At 65.7% G+C, this 24,118-nt stretch carries 21 protein-coding genes and 1 pseudogene; 14 read left to right on the top strand and 8 right to left on the bottom strand.

Annotated features, from left to right (window positions below):
- The first annotated feature begins 85 nt into the window (after positions 1-85).
- Both AC3A4E_RS03710 and AC3A4E_RS03705 read left to right on the top strand, forming a co-directional pair.
- Positions 86-937, top strand: coding sequence for a protein NO VEIN domain-containing protein (locus AC3A4E_RS03710; protein WP_487630216.1), 852 nt, complete (start codon positions 86-88; stop codon positions 935-937).
- Between the two features lie 39 nt (positions 938-976).
- On the top strand, positions 977-1,714 hold the full coding sequence (locus AC3A4E_RS03705; RefSeq protein ID WP_487630215.1) for a hypothetical protein: 738 nt from the start codon (positions 977-979) through the stop codon (positions 1,712-1,714).
- On the opposite strand, the gene AC3A4E_RS03700 is transcribed toward AC3A4E_RS03705, so the two are convergent.
- Entirely contained in the window at positions 1,617-3,002 is a 1,386-nt protein-coding gene (locus tag AC3A4E_RS03700; protein ID WP_487630214.1) for a serine hydrolase domain-containing protein, read from the bottom strand. The genes AC3A4E_RS03705 and AC3A4E_RS03700 overlap by 98 nt on opposite strands.
- 105 nt (positions 3,003-3,107) lie before the next feature.
- On the opposite strand from AC3A4E_RS03700, the pseudogene AC3A4E_RS03695 reads away from it, so the two are divergent.
- Positions 3,108-3,386 (top strand): annotated as a pseudogene (locus AC3A4E_RS03695) (protein NO VEIN domain-containing protein); the annotation flags it as partial.
- Positions 3,387-3,425: 39 nt separating this feature from the next.
- Entirely contained in the window at positions 3,426-4,046 is a 621-nt protein-coding gene (locus AC3A4E_RS03690) for a hypothetical protein (protein WP_487630213.1), read from the top strand.
- Between the two features lie 65 nt (positions 4,047-4,111).
- On the opposite strand, the gene AC3A4E_RS03685 is transcribed toward AC3A4E_RS03690, so the two are convergent.
- From AC3A4E_RS03685 to aceE, 3 genes are read right to left on the bottom strand one after another with little or no spacing between them, the layout of a single operon-like run.
- Positions 4,112-4,720, bottom strand: a complete 609-nt coding sequence (locus tag AC3A4E_RS03685) for an HNH endonuclease (protein WP_487630212.1) — start codon at positions 4,718-4,720, stop codon at positions 4,112-4,114.
- Positions 4,717-5,886, bottom strand: coding sequence for an AAA family ATPase (locus AC3A4E_RS03680; RefSeq protein ID WP_487630211.1), 1,170 nt, complete (start codon positions 5,884-5,886; stop codon positions 4,717-4,719). The genes AC3A4E_RS03685 and AC3A4E_RS03680 overlap by 4 nt, the downstream gene beginning before the upstream one ends.
- Positions 5,887-5,945: 59 nt before the next feature.
- Complete coding sequence (gene aceE / locus AC3A4E_RS03675; protein ID WP_487630210.1) at positions 5,946-8,636, bottom strand: pyruvate dehydrogenase (acetyl-transferring), homodimeric type; 2,691 nt, start codon at positions 8,634-8,636, stop codon at positions 5,946-5,948.
- Between the two features lie 200 nt (positions 8,637-8,836).
- Between aceE and AC3A4E_RS03670 the strand changes: the two genes are divergently transcribed.
- The 4 genes from AC3A4E_RS03670 to cls are packed head-to-tail and all read left to right on the top strand — an operon-like array spanning position 8,837 to position 12,940.
- The gene (locus AC3A4E_RS03670; protein ID WP_487630209.1) at positions 8,837-10,657 is read left to right on the top strand and encodes a sensor histidine kinase; all 1,821 of its coding nucleotides are present in this window, start codon (positions 8,837-8,839) and stop codon (positions 10,655-10,657) included.
- On the top strand, positions 10,654-11,091 hold the full coding sequence (locus tag AC3A4E_RS03665; protein ID WP_487630208.1) for a response regulator: 438 nt from the start codon (positions 10,654-10,656) through the stop codon (positions 11,089-11,091). The genes AC3A4E_RS03670 and AC3A4E_RS03665 overlap by 4 nt, the downstream gene beginning before the upstream one ends.
- Positions 11,092-11,095: 4 nt before the next feature.
- Positions 11,096-11,464 (top strand): response regulator, encoded by a 369-nt coding sequence (locus AC3A4E_RS03660; RefSeq protein ID WP_487630207.1) that lies wholly within the window; start codon positions 11,096-11,098, stop codon positions 11,462-11,464.
- A 51-nt stretch (positions 11,465-11,515) separates the two neighbouring features.
- The gene (cls, locus tag AC3A4E_RS03655) at positions 11,516-12,940 is read left to right on the top strand and encodes a cardiolipin synthase (RefSeq protein ID WP_487630206.1); all 1,425 of its coding nucleotides are present in this window, start codon (positions 11,516-11,518) and stop codon (positions 12,938-12,940) included.
- 21 nt (positions 12,941-12,961) lie between these two features.
- On the opposite strand, the gene AC3A4E_RS03650 is transcribed toward cls, so the two are convergent.
- Positions 12,962-13,504, bottom strand: coding sequence for a DUF924 family protein (locus tag AC3A4E_RS03650; protein ID WP_487630205.1), 543 nt, complete (start codon positions 13,502-13,504; stop codon positions 12,962-12,964).
- Positions 13,505-13,576: 72 nt separating this feature from the next.
- On the opposite strand from AC3A4E_RS03650, the gene AC3A4E_RS03645 reads away from it, so the two are divergent.
- Positions 13,577-13,993 carry a hypothetical protein gene (locus AC3A4E_RS03645; protein WP_487630204.1) on the top strand — a complete coding sequence of 139 codons (417 nt, stop codon included), beginning with the start codon at positions 13,577-13,579 and terminating at the stop codon, positions 13,991-13,993.
- 105 nt (positions 13,994-14,098) lie between these two features.
- On the opposite strand, the gene AC3A4E_RS03640 is transcribed toward AC3A4E_RS03645, so the two are convergent.
- Positions 14,099-14,875 carry an AMP nucleosidase gene (locus AC3A4E_RS03640; RefSeq protein ID WP_487630203.1) on the bottom strand — a complete coding sequence of 259 codons (777 nt, stop codon included), beginning with the start codon at positions 14,873-14,875 and terminating at the stop codon, positions 14,099-14,101.
- 113 nt (positions 14,876-14,988) lie between these two features.
- Between AC3A4E_RS03640 and AC3A4E_RS03635 the strand changes: the two genes are divergently transcribed.
- The 5 genes from AC3A4E_RS03635 (at position 14,989) to AC3A4E_RS03615 (ending at position 21,256) form a co-directional block, all read left to right on the top strand.
- Positions 14,989-15,342, top strand: coding sequence for a CopL family metal-binding regulatory protein (locus AC3A4E_RS03635; protein WP_487630202.1), 354 nt, complete (start codon positions 14,989-14,991; stop codon positions 15,340-15,342).
- Between the two features lie 109 nt (positions 15,343-15,451).
- Complete coding sequence (locus tag AC3A4E_RS03630) at positions 15,452-17,209, top strand: copper resistance system multicopper oxidase (RefSeq protein WP_487630201.1); 1,758 nt, start codon at positions 15,452-15,454, stop codon at positions 17,207-17,209.
- Positions 17,206-18,405, top strand: coding sequence for a copper resistance protein B (locus AC3A4E_RS03625; RefSeq protein ID WP_487630200.1), 1,200 nt, complete (start codon positions 17,206-17,208; stop codon positions 18,403-18,405). The genes AC3A4E_RS03630 and AC3A4E_RS03625 overlap by 4 nt, the downstream gene beginning before the upstream one ends.
- Positions 18,406-18,572: 167 nt before the next feature.
- Positions 18,573-19,958: an amidohydrolase gene (locus tag AC3A4E_RS03620; RefSeq protein WP_487630199.1), complete on the top strand. Its 1,386-nt coding sequence runs from the start codon at positions 18,573-18,575 to the stop codon at positions 19,956-19,958.
- Positions 19,955-21,256, top strand: a complete 1,302-nt coding sequence (locus AC3A4E_RS03615) for an amidohydrolase family protein (RefSeq protein WP_487630198.1) — start codon at positions 19,955-19,957, stop codon at positions 21,254-21,256. The genes AC3A4E_RS03620 and AC3A4E_RS03615 overlap by 4 nt, the downstream gene beginning before the upstream one ends.
- A 119-nt stretch (positions 21,257-21,375) precedes the next feature.
- Here the strand turns inward: AC3A4E_RS03615 and AC3A4E_RS03610 are convergent, their stop codons facing one another.
- Together AC3A4E_RS03610 and acs are read right to left on the bottom strand one after the other, a co-directional pair.
- Positions 21,376-22,041, bottom strand: a complete 666-nt coding sequence (locus tag AC3A4E_RS03610) for a response regulator transcription factor (protein WP_232137533.1) — start codon at positions 22,039-22,041, stop codon at positions 21,376-21,378.
- A 10-nt stretch (positions 22,042-22,051) separates the two neighbouring features.
- A complete protein-coding gene (gene acs, locus AC3A4E_RS03605) occupies positions 22,052-24,010 on the bottom strand; it encodes an acetate--CoA ligase (RefSeq protein WP_487630197.1) in 1,959 nt (652 codons plus the stop codon).
- Between the last annotated feature and the right edge of the window lie 108 nt (positions 24,011-24,118).

Below are 24,118 nucleotides of genomic sequence, written 5' to 3'. Positions count from 1 at the left end.
CGCCAGCGTCCTACACCCACCTCGACTCTAGCGCCGTGCGCCCGCTAACCTGGCGCGATCTCGAAACCGCAGCAGGCACGCGAGCATGGCAACAGGGGAAGATTGGTCGCGGATCGAGGTGGAAGCCTGCGTCGCCGATTACCTGCAGATGTTGGCTTTGCAGCTCAATGGGCAGAGATTCAACAAAAGCGAGCGCATCCAGGCACTGATGCAGCGTTTGGATGGGCGTAGCAAAGGCTCGGCCGAGTACAAATTCCGCAACATCAGTGCGGTGATGCAGGAACTCGGCTGGCCCACGGTCACCGGCTACAAGTCCCTGGAAAACTATCAGCTGCTGTTGCTCGAAGTGATCGAGTCACAGCTGTTGACCAATACAACATTGCAGGCGTCCGTCGAGAACGCGGTACAGCGCCCGGCTCTAGCAACGCCGGTGCAATTGATCGATCAGCCTTGGGTGGTTCGCCCCAAGCCTGCTGCAGTCAGAGATTCACCCCCCGAGTACGCACCCCGATTCTCGCCCGCGCGCCGCGACTACCTCGCCCAGGAAGCCCGCAATCGTTCACTGGGAAAAGCTGGCGAACTGTTCGTGCTGGAACTCGAAGCCCAGCGCCTGCACGCAGCCGGCAAACAGTCACTCGCGAACCGCGTAGAACATGTCGCCACCACGCAGGGAGATGGCCTGGGCTACGACGTGCTGTCATTCGAGACGGATGGCCGCGAGCGCCTGATCGAGGTCAAGACCACCACATTCGGCGAACTGACGCCGTTCTTCGTCAGTCGCAACGAGCTGGCGCGGTCGAACACCGATGCGGAGCGCTACCAGCTGTATCGGGTGTTCGATTTCCGGGAGCGACCGCGAGTCTTCAACCTGCCGGGCTCGATCGCCACACATTGTCGCCTCGATCCGACCTCGTTTCTGGCGCAGCTCGCGGCATAGACTCCAGCATTCGAATGACGCCCACCACGGAGGGTTCGCGTGTTCAACGATCTGATCTCGGCCGGGGGGACGGGCCTACTGATTCCCGTCGTGCTGTTTGCGTTACTGCTCTATGCCATCCGCGGTCTGTTCGGACTACACGGGCGACGCAGCCAACATCGTCGTGAGTTCCTGGAGCATTGGGACCCGAAGCGGATCGACGATGACCTTTGGCTCGAAGTGACGATCCGGCACCTTTACGGCACCCACCTTCCCGCGCACGTCATCCGGACTGCCTTCGCGCATCCGCATACAAGTCAGGCGCTGCTCGACCTCTCAGAGCTGTGGTTGTTTCTCGACTACGACCCGGAGACGCGCAGTGTCAGCTGGCAACACAAGCGGCATCGCAGCAAGACGAGCCGGAATGCGCTTCGCCACTGGCCGTTTCTTCGATATTTCATATATGCCGCCGTCGGTGTTTGCGCCGCGTTCTATGCGACGCGTATCGACGGCATCAATCAGTGGGTCTTCGCGACCTTTGCGGTGATCATGCTTGCGACCGCATTCCTGAGTCTTTGGCACAGCGACGCCGACAAAGTAGCCGCACGTGTCGGCGAAGCATGGATCGACAGGATCAACACCGCCTCAACACTGCACCCGGCGGCGGAGATCGCTCTCGGACTGGATGCGCCTAGCACCGTCACTCCTTCGCCGACCCTCCCTTCTCAGCCAACGGCGATAGATGCCAATGCAGACGCGTCAGTAAGCGGTCACAGACCGGTGGGTCGCGGTTGCTGAGGCAGACCATGGTCATGTCGTTGGTCGGATAGATCGACAGGGCGGCGCTGTTCCCGGGCGCGCCGCCGCCGTGGCCCCAGTGCGGAAACTCGGCTGGGCCTGACGAGATGAAACCGTAGCCGTACCAGTCGGTCTGCTGCTTGATGGCCTCTTCCAGCAGCGGCTGCGGGATCAGCTTGCCGGCCTTGAGCGCTTCGACGAATCGCACTTCGTCATTGGCCGTGGTGACACCGCCGCCCGCGGGTGTGCCGCGCCATGGCAACTGATCGGCGCTGGGCACCAGCGTGCCGTCATCGGCCTGCGTATAGCCACGCGCGACGTCGTCCATCTCGTCCAGCATCGGGAAGCGCGTGGCCGTCATGCCGGCGGGCGCGAAGGTGTGTTCGGCAACATAGTCGTAATAGCTCTGACCGCTGACCGCCTCGACCACCGCGCCGAGCAGCAGGAAGCCGTAGTTCGAATACTCGAAGTCCGATCCCGGAGGGAACGCCGGTGCGCGGTCGCCGTTGAGCTTGATCAGATCGGCGATGGAGCGCACCCACGCGCGGTTCGCGCTTTCGTCCGGCTGCAGCACGCCGATGTCGCCGGTGCCGCCCTGATGCGACAGCAGCTGCCGGATCGTGACGGCCGCCATCTCCTGATTGGGGTAGTCGGTCAGGAACTTGCCGATGGGATCGTCCAGGCCGACTCTTCCTGCTTCGACCAGCTGCAGCACCGCCACGGCGGTGAACATCTTGCCCTGCGATGCGAACAGGAACTGCGTGTCCAACCGCACCGGCGTGTCGTCTTCACGGTTGGCGAGTCCGAAGGGCTTGGCGTAGAGCCGCTGACCGTTCTGCTCGATCACCAGCACACCCGAGAAGCGATCCGCTGCTGCCAGTTGCGTCGCGAACGCGTCGAATGCTTCCAGCGCTTTCGCCTGCGGAATCTGCAGCGGCGCCTGCGTGATGTGATCGAGTCGTCCCGACGCTGTGTCCTCGACCTTCACGGTGATGCGTCGTTGGACGGGAAAGCTGCGCTCCTGCGTCAACGCGACGAACTCCAAGGGCTCGCTGCGTTCGACAGCGACCACATTCAGGCCGCCGGTCTCTTCACGACTGTCGAGCAGGTACTCGATGTTGTGTTCGGGCTCGCCGAATCGCCGTGCGTTGAAATCGGTCAGCGCGGCGCGGTCGTTGCGGTTGAATGCGTCCAGCCATTCGTCGAATGCCGTCTCGGCGGGTGGCTTGGCCCAGGCCGGCGTAAGGAGGCATAGCAGCAACGCGACCGCCTTCAACGAAATCCGCATAAGCACTTCTTCCTTGCGTGTAACCCCAGCCGCGAGTGTCGTCCTAATCGATCCGATAAGTGAACCTGACCCCGTTAGCCGCTCGCGAACCGCGTAGAACATGTCGCCACCACGCAGGGAGATGGCTTGGGCTACGACGTGCTGTCATTCGAGACGGATGGCCGCGAGCGCCTGATCGAGGTCAAGACCACCACATTCGGCGAACTGACGCCGTTCTTCGTCAGTCGCAACGAGCTGGCGCGGTCGAACACCGATGCGGAGCGCTACCAGCTGTATCGGGTGTTCGATTTCCGGGAGCGACCGCGCGTCTTCAACCTGCCGGGCGCGATCGCCACGCACTGCCGTCTCGATCCGACCACGTTCCTGGCGCAGCTAGCGGCATAGACTTCACCCATCGGATGACGCCCACCACGGAGGGTTCGCGTGTTCAACGATCTGATCTCGGCCGGGGGGCCGGGCCTGCTGATTCCCGTCATCCTGTTCGCGCTGATGCTGTATGCCATCCGCGGCCTGTTCGGCTTGCACGGACGATGCAGCCAGCATCGGCGGGAGTTTTTGGAGCATTGGGACTCGAAGCGGATCGACGATGACCTTTGGCTCGAAGTGACGATCCGGCACCTCTACGGCACCCATCTTCCCGCCCACGTCATCCGCGCTGCCTTCGCGCATCCGCACACGAGCCAGGCGCTGCTCGACCTCTCGGAGCTCTGGTTGTTTCTCGATTACGACCCGGAGACACGCCGAGTCCGCTGGCAGCACAAGCGGCACCGCAACAAGACCAGCCGAGGCGTGCTGCGCTTCTGGCCGGTTCTGCGGTACTTCCTGATGATCGGCGCCGGCGTCCTCGGCGCGTACTACGCGACTCGCGTCAGCGGCTTCAACCAGTGGGTGTTCGCAACGTTTGCGATAGTCATGGGCGCCGGCGCTCTCCTAAGCCTCTGGCACAGCGATGCCGAGAAGATTGCAGCAAAGGTCGGCGAATCTTGGATGGAGCGGATCAATGCCTGTTCGACGCCAGATGCAACGTCAGCAGATGCTCCATAAGTGAACCTGACGCAGGTGCCGCTACGGGAAGTGAACCTGACCCCGTTATCGCGCCGTGCAATTGACTAGATCCCGAGTGCTTCTTTGATGACGATTAAACTTTCACTTTCGTGCTGCACCTCAATCCCCTGCACGGCATCTAAGTTATCTACTTCCAAATCTCGCAAACGAAAGAAATCAATTGTTTTCACCGCCTTCAGAGATCCGTTCTTCACCAAGTAGTGCTTAAATTCCGAATCGTCAATGCGAACTGCCGCCAGACCTATATGATCGTAGTAGTTGTCAAGGTTGGGGTGAACTATCTCATAAGCTTGCGATAACTCGTAATTTAACAACAGCTCTTCATCGTCTACCCCGAACACGAAATCGTATTTAGTTTTCTTTACTGTCAAATTACATCGCTTGCATGCCACAGCGAGATTCAGAGGAGTCACCGCCAAAGTTGAAAACTTTGACTTCGGAAGCACGTGCTCAACATCCACAGCTAGCGGATGATCATCCTCGAAGCTTTTTCGACAGTAACAGCACTTGTCACCCTGCAAGGCTCTGAAGAAATTTCTAATCCTGACTCTGGTCGCTTGGAAAGCATCATCCGACCACGATATCGACCTATCGACGACCTGCGCGTTCAAAGCCGCTTCTTCGTCATTGAAAATTAGGTTTAGATAGGTCAACGCGAAGCCTCCGTGCCCATCTTCTTTGTTAAAGCAATGGCTTTTCTTTGATTTTCATCGACGCCACTACTCTCTATGTCGTCTAAGACGTTGATGAACTCTTCGTCACTCAGCGCTCCTGACTCCAGCCCCTCCAAGCAAGCAACCAACTTCTGACTTAGATAGTGATTCTTTGGCGTAATAGTGTCGAACACTTCGGCCATAACCTCTTCAAGCCCTGGATCAACCAGAGGCTTGACCTCTTCGAGGTGGCCGCCTTGCTGGGTCAGAATATTCAGAATAATAATCTGAGCATTATCTAGATCACTCGACCCAATGACAACTAATGGCGAGTGCGTGGCAATTGCCACTTCGCAATTGCGATATGAGACCGCTTGCTGAAGTAGATTTATATACTCCCGTTGCCACCTCGGATGGAGACTGTTCTCAGGCTCATCGACGAGAATCAAGTCGCCTTCACGCAAATAGGTAGCTATAAAAGAGAGGTGTGTAATTAGCGACAGTTCGCCAGAGCTGGCCTCGCTGAGTGATATTACTGAGTCGTCGCGCCTTAAATAGAGATCAATTTCGCTTACTAGACCAATAGCTCGCAGCGCTGACTCCTCAGAAAGCATAAGAGCAATATTTCCCTGCTGAGAGTAATGAAATCTAGATTCGTCAAAAGCCAGCCAGACGATTTCATCTTTATACTTTTCAGCAAGAAGTTTCGCAGAGAAAACCGCGTCAAGTCTTTCAGAATCCCCCAAAACTCCCGGCAATTCCTCCTCGCGCCTCAAGTACCTCTTGTTCTTTCCAACAACCACTCTAACTCCGACCTCCGGGACATAACCGCAGTACCGAAGAATTCTCGAGATTAATCGCAGAAGTATTTCATCTCCTTTGAGAGAGTTTTTTATAGCATCCTTCAACACTCGCTGGGGCTTGCTACTACTCTTCCTTGGAGATAGCACCTTTACGCTGCGAGGCGCCCCTTTGAACTTGTCATGTTGCGAGCTGGAGATAGCCAGACATCTCTGCCCACGGCGCAGGGCCCGATCAAGTTCAATCCTCAAGAATCTACTTTTCCCACTCCCATTCACACCAGTGACCACCCTCAGCGACGACCTCATTATGTCACCGTCCGCGCTCACCAAATTCCGAAAGTCCGTTTCAACAACCTTCGCCATCTATCGTCCCAAAAAAGAAAGCGGCCATTGGCCGCTTTCTAACTCACATTCTTGGAAAATTAAACCCCAACCGGATTCGCCTTCTCCGGATCAATCTTGTAGAGCTTGATCGCCCGGGCGACATCCTTGCCGGTCATCTTGCCGTCCTTCATCAGGCCCTCGATCGCCGCCTGGGCGATGTAGTAACGATCGACCTCGAAGTGACGGCGCAGGTTGGCGCGGGTGTCGGAGCGGCCGAAGCCGTCGGTGCCGAGCACGGTGTACGTGGCCGGGACGAACGCACGGATCTGGTCGGCGAACGCGCGGACGTAATCCGTCGCGGCGATGACCGGGCCCTGGCGGCCTTCGAGCAAGGTGGTGACGTACGCCTTGCGCGGGGTCTTGGCTTCGGGGTTGAAGCGGTTCCAGCGCTCGGCATCCCAGCCGTCACGACGCAGCTCGGTGAAGCTGGGGCAGGACCAGATGTCGGCGGTGACGCCGAAGTCCTTGTCCAGCAGCTCGGCGGCGGCGATGGCTTCTCGCAGGATGGTGCCCGAGCCCAGCAGCTGCACGCGCAGCTCACCCTTCTTGGCCTTGCCGGCATCCTTGAGCAGGTACATGCCCTTGATGACGCCCTCGGCTGCGCCTTCGGGCAGCGCCGGGTGGCTGTAGTTCTCGTTCATCAGGGTGAGATAGAAGTACTCGTCTTCCTGCTCGTCGAGCATGCGCTGCATGCCGTAGTGCAGGATCACGGCTACTTCGCCGGCGAAGGTCGGGTCATACGCGCGGCAGTTCGGGATGGCGCCGGCCAGCAGGTGGCTGTGGCCGTCTTCGTGCTGCAGGCCTTCGCCGTTGAGCGTGGTGCGCCCAGCGGTGGCGCCGAGCAGGAAGCCGCGGGCGCGCATGTCGGCGGCCTGCCAGGCGGAGTCGCCGATGCGCTGGAAGCCGAACATCGAGTAGTAGATGTAGAACGGCAGCATCGGCACGTCGTTGGTGCTGTAGCTCGTCGCCGCCGCCATCCAGCTGGAGAACGCGCCGGCTTCGGTGATGCCTTCTTCCAGCACCTGGCCGGCCGCGTCTTCGCGGTAGTACGAGAGCTGGTCACGGTCGACCGGCTTGTACTTCTGGCCCTGGGGGGCGTAGATGCCCAGCTGGCGGAACAGGCCTTCCATACCGAAGGTGCGGGCTTCGTCGGCGACGATCGGCACCACGCGCGGGCCCACCTGCTTGTCGCGCAGGATGATGGACAGCGACTGCACGAACGCCATGGTGGTGCTGATCGAACGCTCGCCGGTGTCCTGCATCAGGCGGTCGAACACCTTGAGCTCGGGCGCCTTGAGGGTCTCGGTGCTCTTGCGGCGACGCTGCGGCAGGAAGCCGCCCAGCGCCTGGCGGCGCTCGAGCATGTACTGCACTTCCTCCGAATCCTTGCCCGGGTGATAGAACGGGATTTCGCCGTCCTTGAGCGCGGCATCGGACACCGGAATCTTGAAGCGGTCGCGGAAGGTGCGCACGGCTTCGTCGTCGAGCTTCTTGGTGTTGTGGGTCGGGTTGAGCGCCTCACCGGCGCTGCCCAGGCCGTAGCCCTTGACCGTCTTGGCAAGGACGACCGTGGGCTGGCCCTTGGTGTCCATCGCGTTCTGGTAGGCGGCGAAGACCTTGTGCGGATCGTGGCCGCCGCGGTTGAGGCGCCAGATGTCGTCGTCGCTGAGGTTGGCGACGAGGTTCGCGGTTTCCGGGTACTTGCCGAAGAAGTTCTCGCGCGTGTACGCGCCGCCGAACGCCTTGCAGTTCTGGTACTCGCCGTCGACGGTCTCCATCATCAGCTTCTTGAGCATGCCGTCCTTGTCTTTCGCCAGGAGCGGATCCCAGTAGCTGCCCCAGACGGTCTTGACGACGTTCCAGCCGGCGCCGCGGAAGCCGCCTTCCAGTTCCTGGATGATCTTGCCGTTGCCGCGCACCGGGCCGTCGAGGCGCTGCAGGTTGCAGTTGATGACGAAGACCAGGTTGTCGAGGCCTTCGCGGCCGGCGACCGAGATCGCGCCGAGGCTTTCCGGCTCGTCCGTCTCGCCGTCGCCCATGAAGCACCACACCTTGCGGTCGGACTTGGGCATCAGGCCGCGGGCTTCGAGGTACTTCCAGTAGCGCGCCTGATAGATGGCGGCGATCGGGCCCAGACCCATCGAGACCGTGGGCACCTGCCAGTAATCGGGCATCAGCCAGGGATGCGGGTAGGACGAGATGCCCTGGCCGTCGACTTCCATGCGGAAGTGGTCGAGCTGGGTCTCGGTGAAGCGGCCTTCGAGGAAGGAGCGGGCGTAGATGCCCGGCGAGCTGTGGCCCTGCGTGGCGATGACGTCGCCCGGGTGATCGGCCGACGGCGCGCGGAAGAAGTGATTGAAGCCCACGTCATACAGCGTGGCCGACGAGGCGAAGCTGGCGATGTGGCCGCCGAGGTCGCCCGGCTTGCGGTTGGCGCGCACCACCATCGCCATCGCGTTCCAGCGGATGATGGAGCGGATGCGCCATTCCAGCTCGGAATTGCCCGGCATCTTCGGCTCGAGATGCGTGGGGATGGTGTTGACGTATTCGGTGGTCGGGGCGAACGGCAGGTGCGCACCGGCACGGCGCGTCAGCTCGACCATGTTCTCCAGCAGCTGGTGGGCGCGTTCCGGACCGCCGACGTCGATGACCGCTTTGAGCGACTCGACCCACTCGCGGGTCTCGGTCGGATCGGGGTCGTTCTGCAGGACGTCGTTCAGCCAGTTCATTCAGTGCTCCAGCGCGGCGCGCATGCCCGCGTCTCAAGGGGTCGTTCGGACCCTCGATTCTAACAGGGGTGACACCGGGTACCGGACGGTGGCGAACGGTTCCGATTGCCAGCCGCCGGGACCCTCGGCGATGATCCCGTGTTCAGGGGGGGATGCGGCATGATGCGCGACCACTCCGCCCGCGCGAGACGCCCGCTCCGATGCCGCACACCGCCTCTGCCCCCTCCCTGCTGAGCCGCTGGCGCCTGCCTGTCCTGGGCCTGGCGATCGTGGCCATCGTGGTGGGGCCGTTCCTGATCATGCGGTCGGCGATCAGCGAGGCGGACTACGCCACGGAGAAGGTGCTGCACACCCGCGAGGTGGAATCGCTGATGCAGACCGTGGCGGCGGACGCACGCAGTCTGGAAGGCGCGGCGGTCATCCGGACCCGCGGCATCGACACGCCCGCGCTGCAGCAGCGCTACGACGAGGCGCGGGCGCGGGTGCTGCCCAGCGTGGACGCGGTGCTGCAGCTGACCCGTGACAACCCCGACCAGTTGGCGCGCCTGGGCGCGCTTCGCGGCAACATCGAACAGAAGCTCCAGCGCGTGGATGCGGTGTACAGCGCGGGCGAAAGCGCCCGCGACCAGGACATCGACGACATGCTGGTGCTGTACCCGCTGCAGCGCCTGATCGACCAGATCGTCGATGAAGAGCAGTCACTGCTTGCGGAGCGCACCACGCGCGCCACGCGCGCCGACAGCAACGCCGACATCGCCCGCTGGACCTCGATGCTGGTGCAGTTGGCACTGCTGTTGAGTGCGAGCTACTTCGCGCTGCGCGAGCAGACCGGTCGCCGGCAAGCCGAAGGGCTTGCCGCGCGCGCCAGCAACCGGTCGGCGCTGGTGCTCGACAGCGTGCGCGAGCCGATCGTGCTGATCGACCGCGACCAGCGCGTGGTGATGCACAACGCCGCGTTCGCCGAACTCTATGGCGTGAGCGGCGGCGAAATCCGCGGCGAACGCCTGGCGGAGATCGGCGAAGGCGCGTGGGACCACGCGGAGACACTGCGCCGGCTGCACGACGTGCTGGCCCGCGACCGCGAGCTGTGGGACTACCGGCTGAGCCAGTCGACGGTCGATGGCGTGGAGCGGACGATGCTGCTCAACGCCCGGCGCATGCCGCTGCCCGACCGCGACGATGCGGTGGTGCTGGTCACCGCGTCCGACGTGACCGCGCAGGCCATCAGCGAGCGCCATATCCGCGAACTCAACCAACAGCTCGAAGGCAAGGTGGAGCAGGTCTCGGACGTCAACCGCGAGCTGGAAGCCTTCAGTTATTCGGTGTCGCACGATCTGCGCGCGCCGCTGCGCCACATCGCCGGCTTCGCCGACAAGCTGGGCCGGCATCTGGGCGACGGGGCTGACGAGAAGACCACGCATTATCTGGGTGTGATCGGCGGCTCGGCGCGGCGCATGTCGGCGCTGATCGACGACCTGCTGGTGTACTCGCGCCTGGGCCGCAGCGCGCTGCGCATGCAGAGCGTGGACCTGCAGTCGATGGTGTCCGACACGCGCGCGATGCTGGACTCGAACTCGAGCTCCGAGCATCCCGGCCACCGCATCGAATGGACGATCACGCCGCTGCCGATCGTGGTCGGCGACGAGAACATGCTGCGGCAGGTGTGGCTCAACCTGCTGGGCAACGCGGTCAAGTACAGCACCGGCAGCGAGCCGGCGAAGATCGAGATCGATTGCCGCCGCGGCGCCGATGGCGGTTACCAGTTCAGCGTGCGCGACAATGGCGCCGGCTTCGACATGCAGTACGCGGGCAAGCTGTTCGGCGTGTTCCAGCGTCTGCATTCGGCGACCGAGTTCCCGGGCACCGGCGTGGGTCTGGCCAGCGTGCGTCGCGTGCTGGGCCGCCACGGTGGCCGCATCTGGGCCGAAGCCGAGCCCGGCAAGGGCGCCACCTTCCACTTCACCCTGCCCGCCTCCTCGCAGGAGCCGGGCCATCTGTCCTCACCAGGAAAAACGCAATGAGCGAAATCCGCACGATCCTCCTCGCAGAGGACAGCCCGCACGATGCCGAGATGGCGATCGATGCGCTGCGCGAAGCCCACCTCGCCAATCCGATCGTGCACGTCGAGGACGGTGTCGAGGCGCTGGACTACCTGTTCCGCCGCGGCAAGTTCGAAGGCCGTCCCGAGGGCGACCCGGCGGTGCTGCTGCTCGACATCAAGATGCCGCGCATGGACGGCCTGGAAGTGCTCAAGCAGCTGCGCGAGCACGAGACGCTCAAGCGCATGCCGGTGGTGATCCTGTCGTCGTCGCGCGAGGAAAGCGATCTGGCCCGCAGCTGGGACCTGGGCGTGAATGCCTACGTGGTCAAGCCGGTGGACGTGGACCAGTTCTTCGACGCGGTGCGCACGCTGGGCAAGTTCTGGGCCGTGCTCAACGAGACGGTCGAAGAATAATCCGATGACCGGTGTCGAGCCGTTGCGGGTGTTGATCGTCGATGACTCCCGCGACGATGCCGAGCTCACCGAACTGACCCTGCGTGATGCCGGCATGGTGATCGACTGCCGGCGCGCCGCCGGCGCGGCCGGGCTGTCGGCGCTGCTCAGCGAATTCCGGCCGCAGGTCCTGCTGTCGGACGTGAACCTGCCCGGCTATTCCGGCGCGGAAGCCATGGCACTGGCACGCGCGCTGCTGCCCGGGCTGCCGGTGGTATTCCTGACCGGCTCGGCGTTCGCACTCGGCGACGACGCCCTGCCCGAAGGCGATGCGCTGCTGCTCAAGGACGATCTGGAGCAGTTGCCCGGCATCGTGCGCACGCTGGTGGCGTGACCGGGGCGATGCGCGCGTCGTCGTCTCCGGGTGCAGGCAACACGGCCCGCCATGTCGACGCATGACCTCCATGTGGGTCTGTGGGTCCTGGTCGCCGACTGGCTGATCCGCATCGCCGCATTGCTGTGGATTCCGGCGCGCACGCGGCCCGCTGCGGCGCGCAGCTGGCTGTTGCTGATCGGGTTCGTGCCGCTGTTCGGACTGCCGGCCTATCTGTTGTTCGGCCATCCCTGGCTGTCGCGCCTGCGCCGCGAGCGGCAGGCGCGTGCGTCACGCCTGATCCGCGAACGGCAGGCACCGCCGGGCGCGCTGCGCTGGTGTCCGCCGGAGCCGCACTCCAACCAGGCCGAGCTTGCGCGCCTGGCCGAGCGGCTCGGCGATTTCATGCCGATGGGCGGGAACGCGATCGAGCTGCTCGACGATTACGCGGGCGCGCTGCAGCAACTGGTCGACGAGATCGACCAGGCCACGACCGAAGTCCACCTGCTGTACTACCTGATGTTCGACGACGCGGCCGGCCGCGCCGTTGCCGATGCGCTGGTGCGTGCAGCGTCGCGTGGCGTGCGTTGCCGCCTGCTGCTCGACGCGGTGGGCGCCAAGCGCGGCCTGCGTGCGTTCACCCGGCCGCTGCGCGAGGCCGGCGTGACCGTACAGGCCACGCTGGCCGGCGGTCTGGCCTGGCGTCGCAGCGCGCGCATGGATCTGCGCAACCATCGCAAGATCGCGGTGTTCGACGGGCGCGTCGCGCTGACCGGTTCGCAGAACCTGGCCGAGCCGCACTTCGTTGCCGGGCATCCCAACCGCGAGGTCGTGGCACGCGTGCGCGGACCGGTGGTGGCGCAGCTGCAGGCGCTGTTCGCCAGTGACTGGTACATCGAGACCGGCGAGGTGCTGGAAGTCGATCCCCCGCCGATCGCACCGAGCGGCCGCAGCCCGGCGCAACTGCTGCCCAGCGGGCCGGCGTATCCGTTCGAGAACGCGCGCGACGTCTTCATCGCCCTGGTCCAGCGCGCGCGCCGGCGTGCGGTGCTGGTGACGCCCTACTTCGTGCCCGACGAGGCGACGCTGGGCGCGTTGCGCGTGGCGGCGCTGTCGGGCGTGTCGGTGCAGCTGGTGCTCTCGGCCACCAACAACCAGCGGCTCACCGCGTGGGCACAGGCGGCGTTCTACGACGAGCTGCTGGCGGCGGGCGTGCGCATCGCGCTGTACCGGCCGCACTTCCTGCATGCCAAGCACCTGAGCATCGACGAGGACATCGCGCTGGTCGGGTCGAGCAATCTCGACATCCGCTCGTTCGCCCTCAACGCCGAAGCCGGACTGCTCTGCTACGACAGCGCCGTGGTGGCGCAGCTGCGGACGATCGAGCAGGACTACCTGCGGCAGTCCGATGTGCTGGACATCGACACATGGCGCGCCCGGCCTGCGTGGCGCCGCAGCGTCGAGGGCATCGCCCGGCTGGCCGATTCGTTCCTGTAAAGCTGGCCGCGCCGGCTGACTTCAGAACCCGCCGCCGGCATCGAGCCAGGCCTGCTCTTCGGCCGTATTCGTGCGGCCCAGCGCGCGGTTGCGATGCGGGAACCGGCCGAAGCGTGCGATGACATCAAGGTGCGCCTGCGCGTAATCGCGGTACTGCGCGTTGTCGACATCGGCGAACAGTTCGACCGAGCGGCGCTGGTCGGCCAGGTCTTCCGAGTGCTCGAACGGCAGGTAGACGAAGCCGCGCAGGTCGGCCTCGAAGCTGCGGTCGTGGCCGGCGGCGATCATGCGGTCCGCGTAGTGGCGGGCGAGCGCATCGGTAGCGAACGCATGGCCGCTGCTGCGGAAGATGTTGCGGGGAATCTGGTCGAGCAGGATCAGCAGCGCCAGTCCGCCGTCGGCGGTGTCGATCCAGTGTTCGAGCTCGCGGCGGCCTGCCACGAAGTGCAGATCGCGAAAGCGGTCGTCGCATTCGCGGTCGAAGGCGTCGCCGCCCTTGAACCAGTTCTGCATGCCGGCCTCGCGCCAGAACGCGATGACGTCTTTGGGGTCTGGAATGTCCATCGCCACAGACTAGCGCGACCGGCATGACAGCGTCCTATACTCCGCGTGACCTCATCACCCGGAGTATTCCCGATGCGTTTGCGCAAGCGCCTGTTGCCCGTTCTGACCCTCGCCATGGGTGCCCTGCTTCTCGTCGCCTGCCAGCGTGGCGAAAGCGAGAAGGCGCTCCTCGAAGCACCGGCGGTCGGCGATCTGTACGCCGCGCAGCTCAGCGCGTTCTCCGAGTTCGAATTCACCGATGATGCCCAGCAGCCGATCGATCCGGCCTACGGCCTGATGCAGGTCGTCTCGGCCGATACCGCCGGCGTGGTGGTGATCACCGAGAATGCCGCCGCGGGCGAGCAGTCGGTCGCACGCAGCGATCTGCGCGGCGACCAGGCCGAGATCGTGTTCGACGAGAGCGAGCGCATCCAGATTCCGAAGGCCGACCTGCTCAAGGCCCATGAGGACGGCCTGATCTTCGGCGTCCGCCGGCCCGACGCGAAGTAAGTCCCGCGCCTGTCGCGGATGTAAAAAAAAGCCCGGCTTGCGCCGGGCTTTTTCATGGAACGGAGTTCCGGATGTCGCTTGCAGACGCGGCGTCCGGCATGCGCGTCATTCGTCGAAGCGCAGATGCCGCACCGACTTGCCGTGGCGGCGGATCAGCTTCAGTGCCTCGATGCCGATGTTGATGTGGCGCTCGACGAAGTCCGCGCTGACCAGCGCGTCCGACGCCTCGGTCTTGACGCCTTCTGGAATCATCGGCTGGTCGCTCACCAGCAGCAGCGCGCCCGACGGAATGCGGTTGGCGAAACCGGCGGCGAACACCGTGGCGGTCTCCATGTCGATCGCCATGCAACGCATCGTCCGCAGGCGTTCCTTGAACGCGGCATCGTGTTCCCAGACGCGGCGGTTGGTCGTGTAGACGGTGCCGGTCCAGTAGTCGTGGCCGAGGTCGCGGATCATCGTGGAGACCGCACGCTGGAGCGCGAACGCGGGCAGTGCCGGCACTTCGGGCAGCAGGTAGTCGCTGCTGGTGCCCTCGCCGCGGATCGCCGCGATCGGCAGCACCAGATCACCGAGCTGGTTCTTGCGCTTCAGGCCACCGCACTTGCCGAGAAAGAGCACGGCCTTGGGCATGATTGCCGACAGCAGGTCCATCATCGTTGCGGCGTTGGGGCTGCCCATGCCGAAGTTGATCATGGTGATGCCGTCGGCGGTGGCGCTGGGCATCGGCCGGTCCAGGCCCACCACCTCGGTGCCGGTCAGCCGGGCGAAGTGATGCAGGTAGCCGCCGAAATTGGTCAGCAGGACGTGTTCGCCGAACTGGTCGAGCGGGACGCCGGTGTAGCGCGGCAGCCAGTTCTCGACGATCTGTTCTTTTTCTTTCATGCAACCTCCGGCAATCGTGGCCTCCATTCTAGGACGTGCATCGGGTCGGCCCGCCACCGGGCCGCGCGCGACGCTGCGGTATGCTGCGGACTCCCGCCCCGCGTGTGCCCGCCGTGCGTCCCTGCCTGTTCCGACTGCTGCTCTGCGCCCTGCTGCTGTTCAACGGCATCGGCTCGGCAATGGCGTCGGTGCACGTGATGCAGATGGAAGCGGCCGCGTCGGCCGGGATGGCCCACGCGGCCGATGCGGACTGCCCGCATGCGGCGGCCGGCACGCCGGCACCGCCTGCCGACGACGGCTGCCTGGAACGCTGCGTCGACATCTGCATGCAGCATGCGCCCGCGCTGCCCGTGGGCCACGTCATCGACGCCGCGCCGGCCGCCCGCCAGGGGCCGGCGGTTCTGCACGCGCAGGGGCCGGCATCCAAGCAACCGTATCCACCGCTGCGCCCTCCAATTCCGGTCTGACGCCGGGGTCGCCTGACGACCCGCCTCCGCATGCATGGCCGCCGATGTGCTGCCATGCGTCCGCGTCATGACGGCACCGCCACGCGCGGCGCCGCACCTGGAGTTCTCCATGCAGCATTCCCCCTTTCCGTCCGACGGACAGGCGCTGTCGCGCCGCCGTTTCGTCCAGGGCCTGGCCCTGGGCGGTCTTGCACTGGGCGCCGGCTGGCGCCTACCCGCCCAGGCCGCCATGGCCGATGCCCGAACTGGCCCGCAGGTGCTGGCCGGCACTGCGTTCGATCTGTCGATCGGCACCTCGCCGGTCAATTTCACCGGCCGGCCGCGGCCGGCCATCACCGTCAACGGCAGCCTGCCGGCACCGATCCTGCGCTGGCGCCAGGGCGACACGGTGACCCTGCGCGTCTCCAACCGGTTGCCCGACGCGATGACCTCGATCCACTGGCACGGCATCATCCTGCCGAGCAACATGGACGGCGTGCCGGGGCTGAGTTTCGACGGCATCCAGCCCGGTGAGAGCTATCTCTACCGCTTCACGCTCGGCCAGTCGGGCAGCTACTGGTACCACAGCCATTCGCTGTTCCAGGAGCAGGCCGGGTTGTACGGCGCGATCATCGTCGACCCGGTCGAACCGCCGCCCTATCGCTGGGACCGCGAGCATGTCGTGCTCCTGTCGGACTGGACCGATCTGGATCCCGGCCGCCTGTTCCGGCGCCTGAAGCAGGACGCGGAATACGACAACTGGTACAAGCCGACCGTCGGCGATTTCGTCCGCGACGTGCGTGCGCAGGGCTGGGCGGCCACCGTGGCCGACCGCCGCGCATGGGGTCGCATGCGGATGACGCCGACCGACCTGTCTGACGTCAACGCGCACACCTACACCTACCTGATGAACGGCACGACGCCGGCCGCGAACTGGACCGGTCTGTTCCGCTCCGGCGAGAAGGTGCTGCTGCGTTTCATCAACGCCGGTGCGATGACCTATTTCGACGTGCGCATTCCGGGTCTGAAGATGACCGTGGTCGCGGCCGACGGCCTGCCGGTGCACCCGGTGACGGTCGACGAATTCCGCATCGGTGCGGCGGAGACCTATGACGTCATCGTCGAACCGTCGGGCCAGGACGCCTACACCATCTTCGCCCAGGACATGGGTCGCACCGGCTTCGCACGCGGCACGCTGGCGGTGCAGCCGGGGCTGGCGGCGCCGGTACCGGCCGTCGATCCGCGACGGCTGCTGACCATGGCCGACATGGGCCACGGCGATCACGCGTCGCACGGTGGCGGTGCGCCCGATCCGCATGTGCACCACGGCGGACATGGCGCACGCGGCGGCGGCATGCAGGCCCATCCGGCCAGCGAAACGGGCAACCCGCTGGTCGACATGCAGACGATGACGCCGACACCGCGTCTCGACGATCCGGGCATCGGCCTGGGCGACAACGGTCGCCGCGTGCTGACCTACGCCGATCTGGCGAGTATCGCGCCCGACGAGGATGGCCGGGACCCGGGCCGCGACGTGGAGTTGCATCTGACCGGCCACATGGAGAAGTTCGCCTGGTCGTTCGACGGCATCCCGTTCGCCAGCGCCGAACCGCTGCGCCTGAATTACGGCGAGCGCATGCGCATCGTGCTGGTCAACGACACGATGATGACCCACCCCATCCACCTGCATGGTGTCTGGAGCGATCTCGAAGATGCCAACGGCGACTTCATGGTGCGCAAGCACACGGTCGACATCGCGCCCGGCACAAAACGCAGCATCCGCGTCCGCGCAGACGCCCTCGGCCGATGGGCCTTCCACTGCCACCTGCTCTACCACATGGAGGCGGGGATGATGCGCGAGGTGCGGATCGAGGAGGCCAGCGCATGAGCCGGTATCCACGCCGCCATCTGCTGGAGATGGCAATGCTGCTGGCCGTACCCGCGGCCGTGCATGCGCAGCATTCCGGCAGTCACACCGCACCGTCCGGCTGCACGCCCGAACATGCAGCGATGGGCCACTGCACGATGCCTGCGCCCACACGTGCGCCTGCAACGCCACGCGCACCTGCAACAGAGGTGTCGACCCCACACGACGCGCTAGGCACCCGCGCCACCTGCTCGGCCGAACATGCGGCAATGGGGCACTGCACGATGCCGGCACCTGCACCCGCACCACCCGCGACATCGCCACACGACGCGCATGCCGCCGACGACAGCTGCACGCCCGAACATGCAGCGATGGGGCATTGCTCGATGCCGGCATCTGCATCGCATGCGACGCCGCCGCACGATGCACCTGCTCCCCACGCCGGCTGCACGCCCGAACACGCGGCGATGGGCCATTGCACGATGCCCGCCACCGCACCGCAGCAGCTGCGTACGCCGGTCCCGGTGCCCACGGATGCCGACCGTGCAGCGGCATTCCCGGACCTGCACCACCACTCGATGGAACACGCGTCGCCGATCACTTCGATGGTGCTGCTCGACCGTCTCGAAGTGTGGGACGCCGATGCCGCCACCGGCCAGGCCTGGGACGCGAAGGCGTGGATCGGTGGCGACCTGCACCGGCTGTGGCTGCGCAGCGAAGGCGAACGCAGCGGTGGACGCACTGGCAGCGCGCGTCTGGAGGCGCTGTACGGACGCGGCCTGACGGCGTGGTGGGACGGTGTGGCCGGCGTGCGGCACGACGTCCAGCCGCAGGGCCGCACCTGGGCCGCGCTCGGCGTACAGGGGCTGGCACCGCACATGTTCGAGATCTCCGCGACCGCCTATGTCGGCAGCGGCGGGCAGGTGCAGTTCAAGGCCGAGGCCGAGTACGACATCCGGCTCACCAACCGGCTGGTGCTGCAGCCGATGGTGGAAGCGACGGTGTCGGCGAAGAACGAACCGCAGGCGGGCATCGGCGCGGGACTGGGCAGTGTCGAGACGGGACTGCGCCTGCGCTATGTGCTCAGCCGTCGCTTCGCGCCCTATGTCGGCCTGGTGCACGAGCGCAGATTCGGCAACACCGCCGCATACGCCGACGCTGCCGGCGACCATGCGCGCGACACCCGCGTGGTCGTCGGCATCCGCGCGTGGTTCTGACCGCAGCACGCGCGATGCGGCCATCACCCGTCATTAGTGTGCGGCCGTGCCCGGCCCGCACGCCGATGCCCGGCTACACTGCCCTGGCGCCCACGCCCGCATGCAGCGGACGTGGTGCGGCCATGACCGCGCCACGTCAGTGGGCACCATCTGCAAGGGGATTCTCCATGTCGCGTCTGTTGTCCGCTGCCGTTGCGGCGGTCCTGCTGGGTGGCTGTGCCACCACCTCCACGTCCGGCACGTCTGCCGCGTCGTCCGACACCTCGCACGTCGGTGCGACCGCTTACGCCAGCACCTATGCGCCGATCGCATCGGCGCCGGTGCTGATCACCAACGCCACCGTGCTGGTCGGCGACGGCCAGCGTCTGGAAGGCGCCGACGTGCTGCTGCAGGACGGGCGCATCAGTGCGGTCGGCGTCGGTCTCGACGCACCCGCGAACGCGCAGCGCGTCGACGGCACCGGCAAGTGGGTCACGCCGGGCATCATCGATGTGCACTCGCATCTGGGCGTGTATCCGAGCCCGGGCGCCAGCGCGCACAGCGACGGCAACGAGATGACCGCGCCCAATACCGCACAGGTCTGGGCCGAGCATTCAGTGTGGCCGCAGGACCCGGGCTTCGGCGCGGCACTCGCCGGCGGCGTGACGTCGCTGCAGATCCTGCCCGGCTCGGCCAACCTCATCGGCGGTCGTGGCGTGACGCTGAAGAACGTCGCGTCGACGACCGTCACCGACATGAAATTCCCGGGCGCGCCCTACGGTCTGAAAATGGCCTGCGGCGAGAACCCGAAGCGCGTTTACGGCCAGAAGGGTGGCCCGGCGACACGCATGGGCAACGTCGCCGGCTATCGCGCGGCGCTGATCGACGCGGCCGAGTACCGCCGCAAGCAGGCTGGCGATTCGCCCGGCAAGCGCGACCTCAAGGTCGAGACGATGGCCGGCGCGATGGATGGCGACATCCTCGTGCACATCCATTGCTACCGCGCCGACGAGATGGCGCAGATGCTGGATCTCGCGAAGGAATTCGACTTCAGGATCGCCGCGTTCCACCACGGCGTGGAGGCCTACAAGATTGCCGACCGGCTTGGCGCCGAGGGTGTCTGCGGCGCGCTGTGGGCCGACTGGTGGGGCTTCAAGATGGAAGCCTTCGACGGCATCCAGGAAAACATCGCGATCGTCGACCGCGCGCCGGGCGGCTGCGCAATCGTGCATTCCGATTCCGATGAAGGCATCCAGCGCCTCAACCAGGAAGCGGCCAAGGTCATGGCCAGTGCACATCGCGCGGGCATCGAGATCACACCCGAACACGCGATCCGCTGGCTCACCGAGAACGCGGCGAAGTCGCTGGGCGTGCTCGAGCAGACCGGCACGCTGACCGCCGGCAAGATGGGTGATGCGGTGCTGTGGAACGGCAATCCGTTCACCGTCTACGCGCTGGCCGAACAGGTGTGGATCGACGGCGCCCACGTCTACGACCGCTTCGATCCGGCACGTCAGCCAGTCTCGGATTTCATGCTCGGCCAGGGCGCCGCAGCCAATGGAGGTGCCCGATGAGCCGCCGTCTGCCACGCGCGATGACGCGCCTGCTGGTCGTGGGCGCGCTGCTCGCCGCGACCCTGCCCGTCGCCGCGCAGTCGGTGCTGATCCGCGGCGCGACCGTGCACACCGTCGGCCCGCAGGGTTCGCTGCAGAACACCGACGTGCTGGTGCGCAATGGCCGCGTGGCCGCGGTCGGCGCGGGACTCGCCGCAGGCGATGCGCAGGTCGTCGAAGCCAACGGTCGTCCGCTGACGCCGACCCTGTTCGGCGGCGTCACCGGGATCGGCATCGAGGAAGTATCGGGCGAGCGCGGCACGCGCGACGATCGCCTGTCGCTCGGCGAAGCCAGCGACATGGCCGTGCGGCCCGAGTTCGACGTCACGCTGGCCTTCAATCCCGATTCGATCGTGATTCCGGTGGCGCGCGTGGAGGGCATCGGCTTCACCCTGATCTCGGCCGGCAGCGCGAGTTCGATCATCGGCGGCCAGGGCGCGGTGATGCGCCTGGACGGCAGCTTCGATCCTGCGGGTCCGAAGGTGCTGTATCTGTCGCTCGGCGCAGGCGGTGCGGAGCAGAGCGGGTCCTCGCGTGCGGCGCAGTGGATGCTGCTCGACCAGCTGATCGACGAAGCGCGCGGCCGTCTGCCGGCCGACTCGCACGTCGCCGCGCTGACCCCGGCCGGCAAGCGCGCACTCGCGCCCTACCTCGATGGTCGCGGCACGATCGTGGTCGGCGTCAATCGCGCGGCCGACATCCGCCAGCTGCTGCGCTGGTCGAAGCGTCATGGCCTGCGCATCGCGATCCGCGGCGGCGCAGAAGGCTGGCGTGTCGCGTCGGACATCGCGGCGGCCGATGTGCCGGTGTTCGTCGATCCGCTGGTAAACCTGCCATCGGACTTCGACCAGATCGGCGCGACGCTCGAGAACGCCGCGCGCCTGCAGGCCGCCGGCGTGCGCGTCGGCTTCGCCCAGGCCAGCGACGCCTCGCACAACGCGCGCAAGCTGCGTCAGCTCGCCGGCAACGCCGTCGCGCACGGCCTGCCGTGGGACGCAGGCCTCGCGGGCCTGACGCGCGTGCCGGCGGAGACGTTCGGCGTCGGCGATTCCATCGGCACGATCGCGGTCGGTCGCACCGCGGATCTGGTGCTGTGGTCCGGTGATCCGCTCGATGTCACCAGCACCGCCGACCAGGTCTGGTTCGACGGCCGCGCGATCGAGATGCGCTCGCGCCAGACGGAGCTGCGGGATCGTTACCTGCGTCCGGCGATGCCAGCGAACGAGGGTGGACTGCCGCGGGCCTACCGGGCCCGCTGATCAGCGAAGTCCCGCTTCCGCACGCGGAAGCGGGACCCGTCCGGACCGGTCAGGCGTCCGCCGATGTCATCGTTCGGACGACTGCTGGGGCGCGTCGAACGCGCGCAGGCAGCTGACCTTCAGCGCGCGTCTGCAGGAATCTCGTCCGGATCCGGATCGACCGCGAGCTTGCCGGCAATCAGCACCGCCTGCGTGCGGTTCGACGCACCCAGCTTGCGCAGCACTGCGGTCATGTGCGCTTTGACGGTCGCCTCCGAGACGCCGAGTTCGTAGGCGATCTGCTTGTTGAGCATGCCGTCGCCGAGCATCTGCAGCACGCGGAACTGTTGCGGGGTGAGATCGCGCAGGCGCGCGGCGACGTCGTGTTCGCCGGGCGATACACCGGCGGCCGACGCGGCCGCTTCGGGCACGAAACGATCGCCGTCGAGCACCTGCGCGACGGCGCGTGCCAGCGTTTCGGCATCGGCGGATTTGGGCACGAAGCCCGATGCGCCGTGGTCGAGTGCGCGGCGCATCACCGCCGGCTCCTCGCGCGCGGACACCATCAGCACGGGCAGTTGCGGGAACTGCGCGCGCAGGTGCACCAGCGCACTGAAACCGTGCACGCCGGGCATGTTGAGGTCGAGCATCAGCAGGTCGGCATCCGGTTCGGATTCGACCATTGCATACAGCGCATCGACGTTGTGCGCTTCACGCAGGCGCGCGTTCGGCACGGCGCGGGAAATCGCGCCGCGCAGTGCCTCGCGGAACAGCGGGTGATCGTCGGCAATCAGCAGGGTGGTCATCGGGTCAGAATCATGCCTGCGGGATGTACCGCTCCTTGACCAGTGAATCGACGACCGACGGATCGGCCAGCGTGCTGGTGTCACCGAGCTGGTCGGGCGCGTTCTCGGCAATCTTGCGCAGGATGCGACGCATGATCTTGCCCGAGCGGGTCTTCGGCAGACCCGGTGCCCACTGGATGTGATCCGGCGATGCGGTCGGGCCGATTTCGCTGCGCACGTGCTTGACCAGTTCCTTGCGGAGGTCTTCGCTGTACTCCTCGCCGGCCTTGAGCGTCACGTAGGCGTAGATGCCCTGGCCCTTGATGTCGTGCGGGAAGCCGACGACTGCGGCCTCGGCCACCTTCGGATGCGCGACCAGCGCGCTTTCCAGTTCCGCGGTGCCGATGCGGTGACCGGAGACGTTGATGACGTCGTCGACGCGGCCGGTGATCCAGTAATAGCCGTCTTCGTCGCGACGGCAGCCGTCACCGGTGAAGTAGGTGCCGGGATAGGCCTTGAAGTAGGTGTCGATGAAGCGCTGGTGGTCGCCGTAGACGCTGCGCATCTGGCCGGGCCAGGAATCGGTGATGACCAGATTTCCCTCGGCCGCGCCTTCGAGGAAAGCGCCGTTGGCATCGACCAGCGCCGGCTGCACGCCGAAGAACGGCTTGGTCGCCGAACCGGGCTTGGCGTCGATGGCGCCGGGCAGCGGCGAGATCAGAATGCCGCCGGTTTCGGTCTGCCACCAGGTATCGACGATCGGGCAGCGGCTGTCGCCGACGACCTCGTAGTACCAGCGCCAGGCTTCCGGATTGATCGGCTCACCGACGCTACCGAGCAGGCGCAGCGACTTGCGCGAGGTCTTCTTGACCGGCGCTTCGCCCTCGCGCATCAGCGCGCGGATCGCGGTGGGCGCGGTGTAGAAGATCGTGACCTGGTGCTTGTCGATGACGTTCCAGAAACGCGAGACGTCCGGATAGTTCGGCACGCCTTCGAAGATCAGCGAGGTCGCGGCGTTCGCCAGCGGGCCGTAGACGATGTAGCTGTGGCCGGTGACCCAGCCCACGTCGGCCGTGCACCAGTACACGTCGTCGTCGCGCAGGTCGAAGATCGCTTCGTGCGTGTAGCTGGCGAACAGCAGATAGCCGCCGGTCGTGTGCAGCACGCCCTTCGGCTTGCCGGTGGAACCGGAGGTGTAGAGGATGAAGAGCGGGTCTTCCGCGTTCATGCGCTCCGGTTCGCAGGTATCGGGCTGATCGTCGACGACGGCGTCGTACCAGCGGTCGCGCGGCATCTGCATGTCGACCGCGCCGCCGGTGTGGCGCACGACCAGCACGGTTTCGACGGTATTCGTGCCCGGCAGTTTCAGCGCCGCATCGACATTCGCCTTGAGCGGCACGCTCTTGCTGCCGCGCAGGCCTTCATCGGCGGTGATGATGAGCTTGCTGCCACAGTCGGAGACGCGGTCGGCGATCGAATTCGGCGAGAAGCCGCCGAAGACCACGCAATGCACCGCGCCGATGCGCGCGCACGCGAGCATCGCCACGGCTGCCTCGACGATCATCGGCAGGTAGATCGTGACGCGGTCGCCCTTGCCCACGCCGAGGTTGCGCAGCGCATTGGCGAGCTTGCAGACGCGCGCATGCAGATCGCGATAGCTGACGTGCAGCGACTCGGTGTCGGGGCCGTCGGCCTCCCAGATCAGCGCGGTCTTGTCGCCCTTGGTCGCCAGGTGCCGGTCGAGGCAGTTGACGCTGACATTGAGCTCGCCGTCCTCGAACCAGCGGATGCGGAAATCCTGCAGGTCGTAGCTGACGTTGCGGATCTTCGTCGGCGCCTTGAACCAGTCGAGGCGCTTGGCGGCCTCGCCCCAGAAGGCGTCCGGGTCCTGCACCGAGCGCGCGTAGTCGCGCTCGTAGGCATCGGCGGTAATGGTGTCGGGACCGGCGAAACCGGCCGGCACCGTGTGGATTTCTGCGGGGTTGGACATCGTGGGGACCTCCCGGGAACACGTCGGACCAGTGTGCCGGATTCGCCATCGCGCCACGCTAGACCTTGGTCTAACCGGCGGCGGGCGGTATCGACCAATGGGGAATGG

Source organism: Luteimonas sp. Soil_N_1 (assembly GCF_057656255.1).
Note: the sequence above shows the minus strand (reverse complement) of the source record. Positions and strands in the feature narration are given on the sequence as shown.